Raw genomic sequence first — 18,567 nt, 5'->3', positions numbered from 1 at the left:
ACTGCAACTAGAAAACACCTTGAAAGGACTTCACTATGGCAGATCAACCAATCAAACATCCGTTCGAACGCTTCGTCGGCTTCATCGGCATGACGAGTTGTTTACGTTACGGCTATTCCTTCATTGATTCCGAACGGAGCTTACCCGAAATCTTTTTATATTTAGTTGTCGGTTTCGCGGTCATCATTCTACTCGAAGCACTCGGAAAACGACTTGCTCGGAAATTACCTATCGTGCGCATGCGTTACTTGATACCCCTCTATCTTGTTTATCTTTACATCTTCTTCACGAGTTTTTATTCGAGTTCATTCGGATTCTCTTTATGAAATGAAAAAAAGCTGATTCAAAAGGCATGTCCTTGTTTATCCACCATTCGGTCAAACAGACATATCCTTTAGAATCAGCTTTTTGTACTTAATATTCGATTTTCAAGTCACCATCTTGAATCCGACCGAGTCGAAGTAATAACCGATAGATGAGATAACTGATGATGCCAGGCGCAATAAAACATAATACGACGACGGCTACATAGTATTCCATTTCAAACCCCATCGTCTTCAATAACATCAATGGACCAACAAAACCACTCGTTCCCATGCCTGAGCCTTCTGGGTTGCTCTCAAGCATCAACAGAACAGTCGCGAATGGCGCTAGGATAGCACCTGCGATCGTAGGCGGAAGGAGAATCCAAGGATTGCGGATGATGTTTCCGACTTGGAGCATCGATGTGCCGATACTTTGTGCGATGACGCCCCCAATTCCGTTATCACGATAACTGATGACACCAAAACCAATCATCTGAGCGGCACAGCCGATCGTCGCAGCACCCGCAGCAAGTCCATCCAATCCAAGCATGATTCCAAGTGCAGCACTTGAAATTGGCGCTGTCAATGCAAGTCCCATCACAGTAGCAATAAAGATACCCATGAACAACGGTTCGCGTTCCGTCCCCCAGCGAATTATTTCACCCAGATCGGTCATGCCTTTTCCAATCCATTTCCCGGCATAACGTCCAGCAACGAATCCAACTAGCAACGTGACGAATGGTGTCACCAGAATATCGAGTCGCGTCGTCTTTGACACGAGTTTTCCGATTTCTGTTGCAAGTAGCGTCGCAATGTAACTACCTGCCGGTCCGCCAGCTTCATATCCAAATGCTCCAACCGCAACTGCTGCAAATAAGATGAGTGGCGGTGCTTCAAGCGCAAACGCTACGGCGACACCGATCGCTGGTCCCGTCAGAGCAATCGCCTGCTCGCCTAATTGAATGAGGAACTTTGCTTCGATACCACGATCTACCAACCCTTCTCCGATTGTTTGAACAATCAAGCCCATGATCAGCGAACTGAATAAACCAAGCGCCATATAACTTAATACAGTGATGAAATATACTTTAGGGCTAAGTGAAATTCCCTTTTGCTTGAACATCTTGTCACGTCCTTTACTCAACATCGCGTATTATTATACCAAATCCACTTTCGATTCGACTAGGCTGTTTTTTCAACTGACAAGACAATCAATATCATTATGTTCTCACTACAATAAAATAGACGACGGATTATAAGTCCGCCGTCTATTTCATGAGGATGGTCCTCCCCGTTCGTTATTTACTTGACTTGCAATGTTGCAAGCGTCGTCGTATCAAGATTCGTGACGAGTTTTCGTAGCAATTCCTTCGCCGAATCATAATCATCTGTATGCATGATCGATGCGTGCGTATGGATATAACGTGCCGGTAAACCAACGACTGTTGTTGGAATACCATTGTTCGAGCGATGGATGACACCGCCGTCCGTTCCACCTGCACCGACGTAGTATTGATACGGAATCTTGTTCGATTCTGCCGTATCAAGGACATAATCCGTCATCTCTTTCGAAAGAATCATGACGCTGTCTTTAATACGGAGTAATGGTCCTTGTCCAAGTTGACCAAATTCCGTTTTGTCTCCTGACGCATCATTGGCAGGAGACGCATCGACGACGAACGCCACATCAGGATCGATAAGTGTCGTCGCTGTTTGGGCACCGCGCAATCCGACTTCTTCTTGAACAGTTGCACCAGAGAACAAAATGTTCGGATGATCCGCTGCTGTCGTCTCCTCCAACAATTCGATTGCCATTCCGACACCATAGCGGTTATCCCATGCTTTCGCCATGATTTTCTTCGGATTCGCCATCGGTGTGAACGGGAAAAATGGTACTGCCGGAATACCCGGACGTACACCAAACGATTCCGCTTCTTCTTTTGAATCCGCACCGATATCGATGAACATGTCTTTGATTGCCATTGGCTTATTGCGTACTTCTTCTGTTAATAAGTGTGGTGGAATCGACGCGATGACACCAGGGATGATACCGTTGTCTGTACAGATCGAGAACCGTTGGGCAAGCAATACTTGACTCCACCAACCACCGAGCGGTTGGATCCGTAACATCCCATTCTTCGTGATTTGCGTCACCATGAATGCCACTTCGTCCATGTGTCCGGCAACCATGACTTTCGGTCCTGTCGCATCCCCTGTTCGCTTCCCGAAAATCGAACCCAGTCCATCTGTAACGATCTCATCCGTGACAGGTGTAATGCGTTCGCGAACGAACTGACGCACCTCGTGTTCAAACCCTGGTGCCCCATTTAATTCCGTCAGTGTTCGAAATAACTCTCTCGTTTTTTCATTCATATGTATCGCCTCCTGTTACCCATTATACAAAAAATTGCTTCAATCACTTAACCTTTTGTTTCTCTCTGAACGAATTATTTGGTACAGTAGGAATAGAACCTGTAAGGAGGGGAATTTTAATGAAAAAACGCTATTGGATTATCGGATTGGCAGCAGCTGTCGTCGCCGCTTTCGCAGTGAAGAAGGCCGTTGACAATAAACAACTTTCTGCCGAAGAAGCGCTCGAAATCACGAAACGCACATTTTCAGCAAAAGGACGTGTCCAAGGTGCATGGATCTCTGCAACACCGGAGGCTTACGCATATGAGTCACGTGACTACCAAAGCTATAAAGGTGGCATCTCGGTCCTTGAAGGTGATGACGAAAAAACGTATCAATTCACAGTCGATGCCGAAACTGGCGCATTACTCGAATACGCTTAATCAGAAGACCGTGCTTCAATCGATGAAGTACGGTCTTTTTTTCACGTTCCTATAAAGGAGGTATGATTCATGTCCATTCTTGCTACTATCTTCGTTTTACTTGTTTCCTTAGAGCACTTTTATATCATGGCTCTTGAAATGTTCTTTTTATCCTCTAAGGCGGCACGACGTACATTCGGACTGACGGATGAAGCGGTCGCATCTAAGCAAATCCAGACGCTTTTTGCCAATCAAGGTCTCTACAATGGATTTTTAGCTGCTGGTCTTCTGTTTGGTCTGATCCGTGAAGATATTGCTGTCCAACTGTTCTTTTTAGCTTGTGTGATCATCGCCGCACTCTATGGCGCCTTGACGGCTAATCGTTCCATTTTACTTAAACAAGGATTACCCGCCATACTCGCTTTCATCTTTGTATTGTTAGCATAAAAAAAAGCCTCTACCCAAACGGGTAGAGGTTTTTTTGATTAGCGCGGGTTATCGTTGCGCTCATAAATCGGATTCATGTATTCCGAAGTAGAGTACAAACGTGGTACGACGATGTATAAGACGATCGCTGGTACAGCGATGATCAACAACATCAAGAGTACCGGTAACCAGTAAACGACTTTTTGATGAAGATTATCCGAGTTGCTGTCGATGTATTCTTTTACGCCATCAACTTTTGCAGCGTCGGCATTCGTCAACAATTTACCGCTATCGGCATTGAAGAAGTGAATTTCACGTTTGATTGTGATGAAGATGCCGTCACGAACTGTCTTGATGACAGCGATTCCGCCAATGACTTCTTCTCCTTTTCCGTTCGTGAACGTCTTCGGATCCTCGATTTTGACCGAACCTTTTTTATAATCGTAATGCGTCGTTGGTAATTCCTCATTTAATGCTTTTGTCATTTCTGAGGTATCAACCGCAGCAAGTACCGATTGACCGATACTTAACGCGAGAAAGAGCGCCGTTACGAAGGCTAAGCTTTTCTGCCACATCCCCAAATTCCCCCTTTACCTATAAGTACAAGTTCTTCAGTCAACAACATTGTACCAATTAATAAGAAAAAAGTGTGAAAGAAATACCAGGAAAATAAGAAAACTTTTTGTCTAAATTAATTTTGGTATGTTGCTTCCATCCGATAAATTGGTTGACCCATTGAAGAAAAGCGCTCTTCATACTCTGTCCGGACGTTATCCTCCGGTTCATTCGCATGTAGATCAAGCGACATCCAGTCAAAACGCATACCGTATGCCGACATCGTCATCAGACTCGATTCAAACAACTTTCGATTGTCAGTCTTGAAATGGATTTGTCCTTTCGCAGGTAAGATGTCTTCATACGTTGAGAGGAACGTTTTATACGTCAAACGACGTTTCGCATGGCGTGTCTTCGGCCAAGGATCCGAGAAGTTCAAATAAACGCGCGCTACTTCACCTTTTTCGAAGTAATCACGTAAATCTTTCGCATCGACCGTCAAGACGCGAACATTTGCTTGTGGAGCCTCTACTAATTTTTGAACGATCGTCACTGCTACGCTCTCAAAAAGTTCAATCGCGATGAAGTTGATCTCCGGATGTTGGTTTGCCATCCCTGTAATGAAGGCTCCTTTTCCTGACCCCACTTCGATGTAGATCGGATTATCATTTTTAAACTCTGTCGCCCAGTTTCCTTTCAGGGATGCTGGTTCTGCTATATAGATCGAGGATTGTTCCTTCATATAATCCTGTGCCCATGGTTTATGTCGTAAACGCACTATCGTTCATCCTTTCCAAACTTAAATTATCCGCAGATAAGTTTATCATGATTCGGGTAATTATATAAGAACTTCTTCAATCCCGATTGAAGAATGTTCAGCAGTTCGTCACTTGAGAAACAGTGAGCAATCTACTACACTAAAGGTACGTAAGAACTAAAAAGGAGGGCTATACCATGGAAGACTTCTTGATTGCTTGGGGCTCCCCCATCGTTCTCGTCATGGGCATCTGTGCCTTATTCGTCTGGGCGACTTTCGGAAAAGTCGACGTTGAATAAGCGCAATCTCTGTACCTTGTGTAATCGTACACAAGGTACTTTTTTTATTCTCTAAACGAATTTAGGTTGGATTTACCATGAAACAGATGTATACTTTTTTCGAAACAGATTATTTATTACAGCTATCGAACACCAAAAACGTTGGTAAAAAGGAGAATTGTAATGAACGAAAATAAAAACAGTGATTCAAAAGAACTAGTACAGAAGAAAACAGGTGCAGACTTAGTCGTCGATTCACTCATCGAACAGGGTGTAGATTACATTTTTGGTATTCCTGGCGCCAAAATTGATTCCGTCTTCAATGTGTTACAGGATCGGGGACCTGAACTCATCGTTGCACGTCACGAACAAAATGCTGCATTCATGGCTCAAGCCATTGGTCGCTTGACAGACAAACCAGGCGTTGTACTTGTAACATCTGGCCCAGGCGCATCAAACTTAGCGACAGGTCTTGTGACAGCAAACTCTGAAGGTGACCCAGTTGTCGCAATCGCCGGAGCCGTTACACGAGCAGATCGCTTAAAACGAACACATCAGTCCATGGACAATCAGGCACTCTTTACACCGATTACGAACTTCAGTGCAGAAGTGCAAGATGCCGATAATATTCCAGAAGTACTGTCCAATGCTTTCCGAACAGCGGAAACGACAGCTGGGGCTGCTTTCGTTAGTATCCCGCAAGACGTCGGATTGAGCGAAGCGAACGTCACGGCATTCCGTGCGGTTGAAGCACCGAAGCTCGGTGTTGCACCAGAAGCTTGGGTTGAAGAAACAGCTCGTTTGATCCAAGATGCGAAGCTACCTGTCTTGTTGCTCGGTATGCGTGCGAGTCAGCCGGACGTCGTACATGCGATTCGTTCCCTGCTCAAACACGTCTCGATTCCTGTCGTCCAGACGTTCCAAGCGGCCGGCACATTATCACGTGAGCTTGAATCGAATTTCTATGGACGCGTCGGACTATTCCGTAACCAACCGGGAGATGCACTGCTCGCAGAAGCGGATCTCGTCCTCTCGATCGGCTATGACCCAATTGGCTATGATCCGAAATTCTGGAACCAACCGACGCACGACCGGACGCTTGTCCATATTGATCAAATGCGTGCTGAAATTGACCACTTCTATCGCCCAGACCGCGAGCTTGTCGGTGATATGGCGAAAACGGTCGATGCAATCGCCGAGCGCCTGCAACCACTCACATTACCTGAAAGTTCAGCTCAATTCCTTGAAGGATTACATCAACGTCTTGTCGATCGCGATGTTCCTCCTGTCGCGGATTCTCCGTTGACGCACCCACTCTATTTCATGAAGACGTTACGTGAAAAAATTGCGGATGATGTCACGGTAACAGTCGACGTTGGTTCTCACTATATTTGGATGGCACGTCATTTCCGTTCGTACGAACCACGTCACCTTCTCTTTAGTAATGGGATGCAAACGCTTGGTGTCGCGCTTCCTTGGGCAATCGCAGCAACACTCGTACGTCCTGGTAAGAAGGCCGTCTCGATTTCAGGTGATGGTGGATTCCTCTTCTCGGCAATGGAACTTGAGACAGCTGTTCGTTTGAACTCACCACTCGTCCACTTCGTATGGCGTGATAGCGGATTCGACATGGTCGCGTTCCAACAAGAGATGAAATACAAACGGAAATCCGGTACGTCATTTGGTGACGTCGATCTCGTCAAATATGCTGAGAGTTTCGGAGCAAAAGGATTACGCGTCAATCATCCATCTGAACTAGCCACAATCATGGATGAAGCACTCGCGACAGAAGGACCAGTCATCGTCGATGTTCCGATTGATTATCGCGACAACATCGCGCTCGGAGAACAAGTTCATCTCGATCAATTGAACTGAGGAGGATTCACATGACACACGATAAAACGCTCGTCCAGATTTCAACGATGATGGCACTGCTCGACGGAGTATTCGAGAGTGAAGTCACATACGCGTCCGTTCTTGATCAACGGAATTTTGGTATTGGAACGTTCGACCACTTGGATGGTGAGATGATTGGTTTTGATGGTCAGTTCTACCAGCTCCGTTCAGACGGTAGCGCTCGGCCACTTCAGCCTGAGACGACGACGCCGTTTGCGACATTGACCCGTTTTGTGCCAGAGCAAACGCTCTCCGTGACAGAAGAGATGTCAAAATCGGAATTCGAACACTGGTTGAATGAACAACTACCGACGATCAATAGTTTTTATGCCGTTCGAATTGATGGAACGTTCACAGAGGTGCAGACACGTACCGTCGCACGTCAAGAGAAACCGTTCGTTCCAATCACGGAAGCTGTCGCCTCTCAAAGCGCGCGTACTTTCGAACAAACGGAAGGAACACTCGCTGGTTACTACACACCACGGTTCGGTCACGGTATCGCCGTCGCTGGATATCATCTTCATTTCATCGATGCTGAACGCGCGGGCGGAGGCCATGTCTTTGACTACACGGTCAAGAACGTCACCGTCACATTCGAAGAAAAACCGCAGCTTGATTTACGTTTACCAACGACTGAAGCGTATCGGTCGGCGGATCTTGAAAGTCATGATATTGAAAAAGAGATTAAAATCGCAGAAGGTTAATCAAAAAAGCGTGTCGTTCCTTTTCGGAATGACACGCTTTTTAGTCGTTCGAGTATTCAAGTAACTGTTCTAGAAAATGATAGCTGTCCTCGACATCCGGATGACGCATATCTTCATACCAATACAAGGATAATACAGCTTGCGCTACGACATACCAATGCATTCGTTGTTTCAGATCATTCGTCAACGGATGACCATAATGCTCAAACCATTCGGGCCAAGCCGCTTCATCGACATAACTGTATAACATCATCCCGAGGTCATACGCACGGTCGGCAATGATCGCATCATCCCAGTCGTTCAGGTAGAGTTGACCGTCCGCTCCCGTCAACCAATTATTATGATTTAGATCTGAATGACAGACGACTTGTTCATCCGTTCTTACTTGCTCCAGATTTCGTTCGAGATAACCCATCGCAAGTTCTACCAGTTCTGGATTCTCTAAGTCTTCTGGTTGAAAATATAAGCGACATTGGCGCAATAACTCATCAGGCTCGATCGGACGTTGGTCAAGCTGTTGTAGCATGAACAGCAATTCCTTCGAATCATGAATTTTCCCAAGCAAACGCGCCACTTCCGGACGTTCCATCATTTCCGGCTCCAACTCGTCGCCTTCAATGAATTGTTGCGCACTGATGACATCCCCGCTATAGATTCGTTTCGTCCATAATAATTTCGGGACGATTCCGTCCGCGGATAAAATCGCCAAGAACGGCGATGAATTTCGTTTTAAGAACAATTTTGATTGTCCGGTTGAAGCGATGTACGCTTCTCCTGTGATTCCACCTGCTGGCGTAAGGGTCCAGCCTTCGCCAAGCGCATCTAAAATATCTATTTCCATTATAATCCGCTCAACTTTTTTAGTAGATTTGCCTAAGGCACAATGCTTATCTTAACACGTCGCAATCGTCGTTGACAACGGAAGGACTTGAATCCTATCGACACCTTTCAGAAGCGGGTCGACCGAGGCATCATCCCCTTGGACATGTACATTCCAGCGCGAGTGATCGAGTGCGACTTCCACGATTTCGTGCGTCGTATTGTAGACAACGAGCGTGCGTTGCCACGCATCGTACGAATGGATCGCTTCGACTTCGTAGGCGATGACACCCGGACGTAAGTTGATGAAACGAAGCAGTTCTCGAACCTGATTCGCCCGGTGTAGACGGAATCCGCCATGCATTCTGCGAATTTGTAAAATCGTCTTGATATACGTAACGAGGGAGAGATGATCATCCCGGCGTTCCCAGTCCATTCGGTTGATTTCGTCCGATGCATTATAACTGTTTTCGACACCTTGTTTCGTACGCAAGAACTCTTGACCCGCATGCAGAAACGGAATGCCTTGCGCAAGCAAAGCGATCGTTTGAGCTAATCGACTCATCCGTAATAACTGAAGTTCGTCCGCTTCCGGACAGGAGATTTTCAATTTGTCGTACAGCGTATGGTTATCGTGCGCCTCGACATAATTGATCGAATATGTCGGTTCCGGAAAACGTCCATACGTTTGGTTATCGATATGAACACTACCCGCAATCCCGTTTCGGACTTCTCCTTCTTTCCATCCGTCTCCGGCAACAAATCCTCGATCGTATGCACTGAACGTCGATCCTTTCAAGGCATCACGGAACACGTCATTAAAATGAGCGATTCGCGGCATTTGCGCAGCCGAGGCGCTCATCGCTTTGAATCGTTCCGGCAATGCCGTCGCAAGATCCCAGCCCTCTCCATACACAAGAATCGTAGGATCAATCGCATCGAGTGCTGCACGTACTTCATTCATCGTCTCAATGTCATGAATGCCCATTAAATCAAATCGAAACGCATCAATGCGGTAGACACGAGCAAAGTAGGTCAAGCAATCAACGATGAGTCGACGCATCATGAATCGCTCGGATGCGGTATCGTTTCCAACACCCGTTCCGTTTGAGAGCGTGCCGTCTACTTCATAACGGAAATAATAACCCGGAACGAGCTGTTCAAGAGAGGAACGCTCCCGAACAAAAACGTGGTTCATGACGACATCGAACGTAACACGAATCCCTGCTTCATGGAGTCGCTCCACCATATCCGCGTATTCTCGGACGCGAACGAGCGGTGCGACCGAACTCGCGTAGCTCCCAGCTAATCCGAACCAAAGCATCGGATCGTATCCCCAGTTATATGGCGACCTTGTTCGTTCATCGGTCGTTTCGAAGAAGTGGACCGGTAACAGCTGCAGATGCGTAATCCCGAGATCAAGAAGATAATCAAGACCTGTCGCATGTCCACGAGAAGAAACTGTTCCACGTTCCGCCACCCCTGCATATTGTCCCGGATGACTTGAACCAGCGGAACGATCAATTGTAAAATCGCGAATATTTGCTTCATAGATGACAGCGTCCGACGGTTTGACGAACAAAGGACGCGCGACTCGCTTTGGAAACCACTCGGAAATCGTCTGTTCAACGTCGGCGATGACACCGTAACGACCGTTCTCCGATATCGCATGAGCGTATGGATCGACGACTTCATGTGTGCCAACGTACGTCGTCACTTCATAGCGGTACCATCGTTCTGCTGATTCTTGCCCAAGTCGAAGGTGATAGGTACCTTGCTCTTGTCGTTCCATCTTGTGTCTTCCGAGTACCTGTTCATCTTGATCGTATACGATACATACGATTTGCTCTGCGACAGGCGACCAGACAGCAAAATGATACGCCTCGTTTTCTTCCCAGACACCGAGCTTCTCTTCGTAACGGTACTTTCGCTCGAACGCTTCCGTCCGGACTAATCGATCAGGAACGACACGGATTGACTTGCCTGCTCCGAATATCTCATAGCGACATTTTAACTCGACTGGTTCAAGAACCGTTAACTCATAAACCACGAACTGTTCCTCTCGATGCGTTTCGGTCTGTTGAATTTCAAGCAGTTTCCCATCACATTCAAGCGACCAGTGGATTGACGGATTGCCTTCGACCTCGACTCGGATGCTTCGAAACGATGAGAACTCTGCCCGGATCACCGGTATTACCACCTCTTGGTTCATCATGTCTTTCGCAACGACAATGCCGTCGCTTCCTCCCCTACTCTTGAATTCGTGACTGCCCTTCACTTAGAATTGCCATTTGAAACGGAATCGATACGGTCTCTTTTAGGATTTTTTCACACACCCGCATCTGAAACGCTTTTGTATGCGGCGCACTTGCATTCATTCGTTGTAGCCAGTTTGGAAACTCGACTTTATTGACGTAAGTCGTCGTCGTCTCTTTTGGAATCTGATCAAAATAACCTGAAGGTGCTAAAATGACTCGTTCGATCGGCAAGACATAATCTCGCCCAAGTACGACTCGTAGAATATCTTCCGTCCGCTTTAAACCAATGTTCGGATTCAAAATTTGTTTTGCGGATGCCTTGAACGGTTGTTCCCGCCACAACTTATCTCGCCGGATGTGATAGATACTTTCGTCACCGTCAAGCCATTCCATGATATAAATCGCGGATGGACCGACGACGAACGGACTCAATTCGACTTCCCCAACTTGATATTGAATGACGGCGCGATAAAACATTGCATACTGTTCATTCAAGAGATGTAACATCTGATAAAAGTCTAAATGACGTTTTAACGGAATCCGCCAAATGTCCTCTTCGCCCGCTCCACCAGTGACGTTTAATAATTTTTGTAACTCGAGACGTTTTTTGTACCATTTATCAAACGCTCTTCGAGATAATTGTTTACCCGGAAGTTGAATGACTTCGCTTTTTTTCATCACTTGCCACCACTTCTTCGGACGGATGAGCGTTTCCCCGGGAAATAATTCTCCAGCCTCCCATCTACGATAGACATGAGCGTAATCAAGTACCTGATGTTCACCGAACCGTTTTGTCATCTCAAGCGGATTTTTTTCAAATCGACTATCTAAGTCATATAGTTTCATCAAGATTGCGATGGGGATCACCTCATTCCTCTTTACCTAGATGAATCCGGTAAACCGGTTCATATCGCGGCGAAACGCCTGGTCGTACTTCAAACAGAATAAGTTCACGAACAGTCCATTCCACCGGTTGTATCGGATTCGTCGTCCATTCTCCCGCCTCCGCGCGCCACTTCTTCGCGATCGTGACATGCGGAACGAATGGTTTAGTCGCACTTGGATCAATCAGACGCACTAATCGAAACAATTCCTCTGCTTCTGTTCCGAATCCGACGACACGTGGTCGCTCGCTTTGTCCAAAGGTAATTAGACGATCTAATCGAAGTACGAAAGGTTCGATCGTGCGCGCAATCTCCTGCAGTTGCTGTTTCCACGATTGTTGTTCTTTTTCATCCAATGGACCAAAAAAACGAAGCGTCAAATGGTACTCTTCTAACGTATAGACATTTCGAAAGTAATCAGATAGAGATAAACGATTAGCGATATTTGCTAAATCTTCAGAAGGAATCGGTAAGGCAACGAAAAAGTGTCGTTCCTGTCTCATCGTATCTTCACTCCTTCATTCGACCACTGACACTGTACAAGACGGCACCAAGAATACTGCTAATTGTATATACCCAAAAGACGGTATAGATTGTACTTTGGTCTAGCACAAACCCACTCATCAAGTTAAACAGCGCTGTCGCTAGCCCTGTCGTCGTTGCCATATATGTACTGACAGCTGTTGCGACCATCGTCTCTGGAACGAGTGACCGAACATAGTCTAATGCAACAGGGATCAACAATCCGACGATCATTCCTTGCATCGCAGACAATACCCAAAGCATGACGATCGGAAGCTCTAATGCGATCATCGCCGTACGAGCAGCTGACAGCAAGGAAATGAAGACAAGAACTGGAATCGCTCCAAATCGTAACAATAAACGCGAAGCGATGCGCATGAACGGGATTTCGCACAGAACGGCGACGAAGAACAAGGTCCCAACGAGCGCGGTTGTCTCTCCACGAATCGTGACGTAGCTGCCAAAGTAATAGTTATTGGCGAAGATCGGTCCGAAGATCAAACTCCCTCCCGCTAAGAATAACAAGAAGCGTCGATTCGAAAAGAGTTGTTTCAACGGTACCTGTTGTCGATGTGAAATGTGCACACTTCCCGTTTCTTCAATACCGATCAACACAAGAAAACCAAGAACCCACGCTGCACCGGTCGCATAAAAAATCAGACCAAGTCCGCCCTCCTCAGTGATTTGTCCAAGAATGAAGACGGCTAAAGCAAAACCAGCTGATCCAAAAAGACGCAAGGCGCCATAATCTACCTTACGTTTTCGCGTATATTCGATCGCTAATGTATCAACGAGTGGAATATGCGCACACTGGAATAATGCCCAGACACATGAAATCAATAGTAAAAGTAGATAGGCGGACGTCAGTAAGTAACTTAATGTAAATACTCCAGCGGCGAGCATGGCAACGAGTAAGAGACGTTTCGGCTTTCCGAGTCGATCTGCCGCGATGCCCCAAACGGGCTGTAAGAAAATAGAGAGAATCGGTCCGATCGCAACGATTGTACCAATCTCTGAAGCGGACAGACCGAACGCATCGCTTGAAAAATAAAGCGCAAGATACGGAATGAGTGCACCTTGTCCAAAGAAAATAAAGAAATATAACGCTTGGAAATGATAAGTTTGACGATTTTTCACACGGAACTTCCTTTCAAGAAGCAATCCCCCCATCTTCACGATGCGGGGGATCATCAGTCATTATTTTGCGAGTTCATAAATTGCTTCTGCATAAATCGCGACAGCAAGCAAGAGTTCTTCAAAATCAACATATTCATCGACTTGGTGGGCAACTTCAGGACCACCTGGGAAGACTGGTCCAAATGCAACCCCTGCCGTCAACGAACGTGCATATGTACCACCACCGATAGCAATCAGATCAGCTGGTTGGTTCGTATGACGTTCATACACGGCACTCAGTGTCTGAATCAATTCATGATCCGGATCGACATGGTGTGGTGTCATATGTGTTCGAGTCTGTAACTCGAAGCCATATCCCGCTGCCGCTTCCTTGATGATTTGCAAGCGTTCCGTGAAGTCTGCTGAATAAGGATAACGGATGTTGATCGACGCTGTTCCTTGCTCTTCTGCATACCGGAATACACCACCGTTGATCGTTAAGTCACCTGTCTCGTCTGAAGCAGCGACACCAATCGCTACACCGCGAGAATCACGGAGCATGTGCGTGACAAGCTGAATATAACGACGACCGTTATAATCCAAGTGAAGCGTATTGAGAAAACGTGCTAAATGTAAGGCAGCATTTTTACCGTTATCCGGCTCCATGGCATGGGCTGCGACACCGTTCACATCAAGAACGAGACCTTCCGTTTCTTGCTTGACCGTCCCAGACAAACCTTGTTCTTCAAGATACGTATGGAAATCCGTTTCAAGTGTTCCCACTTCGACGACACGAAGAAGTGCTTGGGCATGACCCGGAACCATGTTCGGACGTTCGCCGCCTTCAAAACGAACGAGATGGTAGCCTGTATCAGATGCTTGCGCTGGTTTCCCTTGAATCAATAACCCATCATACAGTCCTTTTTCCGCATTGATGATCGGGAAGTCGGCATCTGGTGCAAAGCCGAGAGTCGGCATCTCTTCATGTTTGAAGTAATGATTCACACAACGCCATTCACTCTCTTCATCTCCTCCAGCAATCAAACGAATACGTTTTGAGAGCGGTAATCCGAGTTCTTTGACGATCTTCAAGGCATAATAAGCTGCCATCGTCGGTCCTTTATCATCGATTGCACCGCGCGCATACAGCTTCCCATCGACAAGCGTTGGGTTAAACGGACCGTATGTCCAGTGATCGCCACCAGCTGGTACGACGTCTAAGTGACAAAGAATACCGAGTAACTCTTCCCCTTGACCATATTCCAAATGTCCGGCGTATCCATCAACATTTTTTGTCTTGAATCCGTCTCGTTCCCCTGTCGCGAGCATCCAATCAAGGGCTCGTTTGACTTCTTGGCCAAACGGCGCGCCTTCTTCGATTGTTGATTCATCAAGTATACTCGGAATCCGCAGTAGTTCTTTTAAATCCTCTAATAAGTCCTCGCGACGCGCGAGTACTTCTTCTTTCCAATTCACCATCTGATTTCGCTCCTTCATTCTGGGTTGAATTCGTTTCCTTATACACCTTTCTAGTATAGCGAATATTCGTTCAGATACGAACATCCAAATTCTGTTTTCTTTTTTATTTGTTGAAATAACGAACATTCAACGACATTAAAACTACAATTATCGACTTTACAATCTGTTTGAATGTGTTTTTTATGCAAACGTTCGGTTAAATCACTTGCAATTTAACATCAAAACGTTATACTAAAGGCGAAATAACTGGATATTGCATTGTCTTTTGTCACCCGAAGCTTTAGAACACTATTCTATCCATTGGGGGAGTGGTTATACCAATGAAAGATTCTACAGACCGTATGTTGACCCGGATTAAATCGATTTATCTCTACATCCAAGAGAACGGAGCTACTACGACAGCAGAGTTGGTTGAAGAGTTTGGCATCACTTCAAGGACCGTTCAGCGGGATTTGAACGTGCTCGAATACAACAATCTCATTGTGAGCCCTCGACGCGGTACATGGACGTCGAGCAAGAAACAAAAGCAAGCGGGTTGATCCACTGTTTCACTATGTATATCTTTCGATGACGCGATTCTTCGCGTCTTTTTTTGTTATCTTTTTTAAAACGTGGGGTATAGCTATTAGGAGAAGGAGTTGAGAAGAATGAATATTTTAATCATTGGAGCAAACGGAACGACTGGACGCAAGATGGTCGAATTGATCGCTAAACAAGGTGATCATCAAGCAATCGCGGTCGTACGAGAAGAAAATCAAATCAACGATTTGATTGCACTCGGTGCATCTGAAGTCAGACTTGGGGATTTGACGAAGGATGTCAGTGGTGTCATCAGTAATGCGGACGTCGTCATCTTTGCAGCGGGTGCTGGTGGCGCATCAGACGAATTGACGCGCGCCGTCGATCAAGAAGGCGCAATTAAAGTCATCGATGCAGCAAAAGCCAACGGTATCGATCGTTTCCTGATGCTCAGTTCAGTAGGTACCGAAGAACCAAAAGGTGAATTGAAAGTATATCTCGAATCTAAAGCAACAGCAGACGCACACCTCCAGGAAAGCGGACTCAATTATACGATCGTACGTCCTGGTCCACTCAGCTATGACGACCCTGCAGGCACTGTCGAAACGAAAGAGCATTTCGATTCATACGAAGATCGTAAAGTGTCGCGTGATGATATCGCAGCATTATTCGTTCACTTGATCGATCATCCGACACAATCTCGTGTATTCGAAGTACTCAGTGGTCCTTATCCAATCGCAGAAGCATTGCGTAATCAATAATCGAAACCCATAACAAAAGGCGATGGAATGTACGCTCATTCCACCGCCTTTTCGTTTTGCTTATTCAGGTTGCCACTCAAACAAAGACAGTTCCGCTGGCGTCAGTTCACGATAATCTCCGAGCGCAAGTGCCGGATCGAGTTCCAAGCGGCCAATCGAGCGCCGTTTCAAGAACGTGACCTCTTTCCCGAGCGCAAGCATCATCCGTTTGACTTGATGGAACTTCCCTTCCGTGATCGTCAACTCAAGCTTTGAATCTGTTTCTGTCGTCGATAAGATGACAAGTTTTCCCGGCTTTGCTCGGTAGCCGTCTTCTAACGTGACGCCTGCCGCAACCACTTCGATGTCTTCTTGCGTCAACACTCCTGTCACTTCTGCGTAATACGTTTTTTCGACGTGTTTCTTTGGAGACATTAAAGCGTGATTAAACGACCCATCATTCGTCAACAGCAATAGACCCTCTGTATCTTTATCGAGTCGTCCGACCGGGAACGGTTTGAAATACGTCACGTCTTCAAACAACAGATCAATGACGGTCTCATCTCGTTTATCTTCTGTTGCACTAATGACACCCGGTGGTTTATTCATCATCAAGTAGATGTATTTTTGATACGTAACCGGTTCCCCATACATCAGAACCTGTTGCGTCTCGACATCGACATGTTGTTTCGGATCACGCACGATCTCTCCATCGACTTGAATCGCCCCTGCCTTCAGCAGCAGCTTCACTTCTTTTCGGGAGCCTGCTCCCATGTTGGATAACAATTTATCTAGACGCATGACCTCGTCCTCGTTTCAATGAAATTTTACGTCCTAATACGACTTCTGCTAAGCCACTCCAAATCGAGAGTCCTGCAAAAATCACGATTCCGACTGCTGCCCCTACGATCAGAATCAATAGAGACGCCCATGTCGTCTCTGGCAAGATGGATACCATTCCCCACTTGACGAGCGCGACACCCGCTCCCATCAAGGCGCTGATGATCAAGATCAACGACGTCCGGCGTAAGACCGTACTGAATGGGAACTTCACCGTTTGTGTGATTCGAAAGAACATCAAACCGGTCGCAACGAGATAGCCGATGATCGTCGCATATCCAGCACCTGTTCCATCACCCGTCAAATGAATCAACGGTGCATTCAAGAGATACTTCGCAAGTAATCCAGCAAGTGTTGCGATGATCGTAAAGTACTGACGGTTAATCCCTTGAAGGACCGCTGCCGTGACTGAATAAAGGGCAAGGAACAAGGCACTTGGTGCATAACTCAACAGATAGACCCATGCTGCTTGATCTTTCGGAAAGAGCACATGGAACGTTTCTTCACTGAGGAGAATCATTCCAACAACTGCCGGAATCGTCACGAAGAAGACGAGTTGATAAATCTGTGAAATTTGAGCCCGTACTTTTCGCATATCTCCTTGCGTAAAGGAAGCTGTCAACAGTGGCGTCGCAGACAACGATAAGCCTGTTGCGACCGAGACCGGAATCAAGACGATCTTATGACTATCCGCAATCAGATAGGCCGTCGCATTTCCGGCAGCTTCGAGCGTATAGCCAATACTTTGTAACGCGGCATTCATCGTGTTCTGATCGATGACTTGGTAAAGCGGCGTCGAAAGACCGACCATGACGATTGGAATCGCGTACGTCAATAATTCCTTATACAAATCCGTTAACGGGCGATCCGGCGAACGGACGATTTGAGTAGCACGAAGTTCCTGCAGCCCACTGGATCGTTTGCGGAAGTAATAGATGAGAACCGCGACACTACCGATTGCACCAATGAATGCGCTGAACGTTGCAATCGTCGCTGCAAAGGCTACACCTGAATCAAATACATAGATAGCGATGCTGACTCCTACGAGTAAGAAGATGATGCGGACGATTTGTTCTAGGATTTGCGAAATCGCAGTTGGACCCATCGATTGATACCCTTGGAAATATCCACGCGTCATACTCATCGGTGGAATCAAGAGTAACGCAAAACTAACCCCTCGAATCGTCATCGTGACGGCATCGACGTACGAGGCTGAATCGACGTCACCGCCTGGAATCGCCCGGTGTGCTAAATACGGTGCAAGGAAGAATAAGGCGAGAAAAGAGACAACCCCGGTCAAGGACATGATTTTTAGACCAGACCGATACAAACGTTCACTCGTATCATATTCTCCTAACGCATTGTATTTGGCGACGAATTTCGAGACGGCAACAGGAATCCCCGCTGTCGCAAGACCAATCATGATCGCATAGTAGTTGTAGGCATAGGTATAGAACATGATACCTGTCGCACCGACCATGAACTGAAACGGAAAGAGATAAATCAAACCCAGTGCGCGGGAAATCAGTGACGCACCGGACAGGAGCATCGTTCCACGAACGAATCCTGCATTGCCGGAAGAAGTAGACTGCTTATTACTGACTGTGGACATGGTAACATCCCTCACGCTTTCTAATTTTTAAATCGACACTCTAATCGTGACTGTCTCATTATACAAGTTCTCTCGTACACAAT

19 protein-coding genes are annotated in these 18,567 nt (G+C 46.4%); 7 read left to right on the top strand and 12 right to left on the bottom strand.

Annotated features, from left to right (window positions below; translation table 11 throughout):
- The first annotated feature begins 35 nt into the window (after positions 1 to 35).
- On the top strand, positions 36 to 326 hold the full coding sequence (locus tag BW42_RS00595) for a hypothetical protein (protein WP_035406175.1): 291 nt from the start codon (positions 36 to 38) through the stop codon (positions 324 to 326).
- 88 nt (positions 327 to 414) lie between these two features.
- Here the strand turns inward: BW42_RS00595 and BW42_RS00590 are convergent, their stop codons facing one another.
- Entirely contained in the window at positions 415 to 1,428 is a 1,014-nt protein-coding gene (locus tag BW42_RS00590) for a PTS transporter subunit IIC (protein ID WP_035406172.1), read from the bottom strand.
- A 179-nt stretch (positions 1,429 to 1,607) separates the two neighbouring features.
- Positions 1,608 to 2,678: a M42 family metallopeptidase gene (locus BW42_RS00585; protein ID WP_035406169.1), complete on the bottom strand. Its 1,071-nt coding sequence runs from the start codon at positions 2,676 to 2,678 to the stop codon at positions 1,608 to 1,610.
- A 119-nt stretch (positions 2,679 to 2,797) separates the two neighbouring features.
- Between BW42_RS00585 and BW42_RS00580 the strand changes: the two genes are divergently transcribed.
- Positions 2,798 to 3,100, top strand: a complete 303-nt coding sequence (locus tag BW42_RS00580) for a PepSY domain-containing protein (RefSeq protein ID WP_012371126.1) — start codon at positions 2,798 to 2,800, stop codon at positions 3,098 to 3,100.
- A 69-nt stretch (positions 3,101 to 3,169) separates the two neighbouring features.
- Positions 3,170 to 3,526: a DUF1304 domain-containing protein gene (locus BW42_RS00575; protein ID WP_035406166.1), complete on the top strand. Its 357-nt coding sequence runs from the start codon at positions 3,170 to 3,172 to the stop codon at positions 3,524 to 3,526.
- A gap of 38 nt (positions 3,527 to 3,564) precedes the next feature.
- Here BW42_RS00575 and BW42_RS00570 read toward each other — a convergent pair whose 3' ends face one another.
- Together BW42_RS00570 and trmB are read right to left on the bottom strand one after the other, a co-directional pair.
- Positions 3,565 to 4,080 (bottom strand): hypothetical protein, encoded by a 516-nt coding sequence (locus BW42_RS00570; RefSeq protein ID WP_035406163.1) that lies wholly within the window; start codon positions 4,078 to 4,080, stop codon positions 3,565 to 3,567.
- A gap of 116 nt (positions 4,081 to 4,196) precedes the next feature.
- On the bottom strand, positions 4,197 to 4,838 hold the full coding sequence (gene trmB, locus BW42_RS00565; protein ID WP_035406161.1) for a tRNA (guanosine(46)-N7)-methyltransferase TrmB: 642 nt from the start codon (positions 4,836 to 4,838) through the stop codon (positions 4,197 to 4,199).
- 440 nt (positions 4,839 to 5,278) lie between these two features.
- Between trmB and alsS the strand changes: the two genes are divergently transcribed.
- Positions 5,279 to 6,970, top strand: coding sequence for an acetolactate synthase AlsS (gene alsS, locus BW42_RS00560; protein ID WP_035406159.1), 1,692 nt, complete (start codon positions 5,279 to 5,281; stop codon positions 6,968 to 6,970).
- A gap of 11 nt (positions 6,971 to 6,981) precedes the next feature.
- Positions 6,982 to 7,695 carry an acetolactate decarboxylase gene (budA, locus tag BW42_RS00555; RefSeq protein WP_035406157.1) on the top strand — a complete coding sequence of 238 codons (714 nt, stop codon included), beginning with the start codon at positions 6,982 to 6,984 and terminating at the stop codon, positions 7,693 to 7,695.
- Positions 7,696 to 7,735: 40 nt separating this feature from the next.
- Here the strand turns inward: budA and BW42_RS00550 are convergent, their stop codons facing one another.
- The 6 genes from BW42_RS00550 to pepV all read right to left on the bottom strand — a co-directional run bounded on the left by BW42_RS00550 (position 7,736) and on the right by pepV (position 14,773).
- The gene (locus tag BW42_RS00550; RefSeq protein WP_035406155.1) at positions 7,736 to 8,536 is read right to left on the bottom strand and encodes a phosphotransferase family protein; all 801 of its coding nucleotides are present in this window, start codon (positions 8,534 to 8,536) and stop codon (positions 7,736 to 7,738) included.
- Between the two features lie 51 nt (positions 8,537 to 8,587).
- The gene (gene pulA / locus BW42_RS00545) at positions 8,588 to 10,702 is read right to left on the bottom strand and encodes a type I pullulanase (RefSeq protein ID WP_231496829.1); all 2,115 of its coding nucleotides are present in this window, start codon (positions 10,700 to 10,702) and stop codon (positions 8,588 to 8,590) included.
- A gap of 61 nt (positions 10,703 to 10,763) precedes the next feature.
- The gene (locus BW42_RS00540) at positions 10,764 to 11,639 is read right to left on the bottom strand and encodes a hypothetical protein (RefSeq protein ID WP_231496828.1); all 876 of its coding nucleotides are present in this window, start codon (positions 11,637 to 11,639) and stop codon (positions 10,764 to 10,766) included.
- Position 11,640: 1 nt separating this feature from the next.
- The gene (gene thpR, locus BW42_RS00535; RefSeq protein WP_035406151.1) at positions 11,641 to 12,159 is read right to left on the bottom strand and encodes an RNA 2',3'-cyclic phosphodiesterase; all 519 of its coding nucleotides are present in this window, start codon (positions 12,157 to 12,159) and stop codon (positions 11,641 to 11,643) included.
- 7 nt (positions 12,160 to 12,166) lie between these two features.
- Positions 12,167 to 13,315, bottom strand: coding sequence for an MFS transporter (locus BW42_RS00530; protein WP_035406149.1), 1,149 nt, complete (start codon positions 13,313 to 13,315; stop codon positions 12,167 to 12,169).
- 60 nt (positions 13,316 to 13,375) lie between these two features.
- Positions 13,376 to 14,773 carry a dipeptidase PepV gene (gene pepV, locus BW42_RS00525; protein ID WP_035406147.1) on the bottom strand — a complete coding sequence of 466 codons (1,398 nt, stop codon included), beginning with the start codon at positions 14,771 to 14,773 and terminating at the stop codon, positions 13,376 to 13,378.
- A gap of 320 nt (positions 14,774 to 15,093) precedes the next feature.
- Here pepV and BW42_RS00520 point away from each other — a divergent pair, with 320 nt between their 5' ends.
- Positions 15,094 to 15,312: a DeoR family transcriptional regulator gene (locus BW42_RS00520; protein ID WP_023469095.1), complete on the top strand. Its 219-nt coding sequence runs from the start codon at positions 15,094 to 15,096 to the stop codon at positions 15,310 to 15,312.
- Positions 15,313 to 15,420: 108 nt separating this feature from the next.
- Positions 15,421 to 16,053 (top strand): SDR family oxidoreductase, encoded by a 633-nt coding sequence (locus BW42_RS00515; protein ID WP_035406145.1) that lies wholly within the window; start codon positions 15,421 to 15,423, stop codon positions 16,051 to 16,053.
- Positions 16,054 to 16,113: 60 nt separating this feature from the next.
- Here the strand turns inward: BW42_RS00515 and BW42_RS00510 are convergent, their stop codons facing one another.
- Together BW42_RS00510 and BW42_RS00505 are read right to left on the bottom strand one after the other, a co-directional pair.
- Positions 16,114 to 16,833, bottom strand: a complete 720-nt coding sequence (locus BW42_RS00510; protein ID WP_035406142.1) for a pseudouridine synthase — start codon at positions 16,831 to 16,833, stop codon at positions 16,114 to 16,116.
- Complete coding sequence (locus BW42_RS00505) at positions 16,820 to 18,484, bottom strand: polysaccharide biosynthesis protein (protein ID WP_035406140.1); 1,665 nt, start codon at positions 18,482 to 18,484, stop codon at positions 16,820 to 16,822. Before BW42_RS00505 ends, BW42_RS00510 begins: the two co-directional genes overlap by 14 nt.
- Positions 18,485 to 18,567: the final 83 nt, after the last annotated feature.

Origin of the sequence: Exiguobacterium sp. RIT341, from assembly GCF_000632205.1 — a bacterium.
Classification (GTDB): Bacteria; Bacillota; Bacilli; order Exiguobacteriales; family Exiguobacteriaceae; genus Exiguobacterium_A.
The sequence above is the reverse complement of the archived record's forward strand: the minus strand, read 5'-3'. Positions and strand labels throughout refer to the sequence as shown.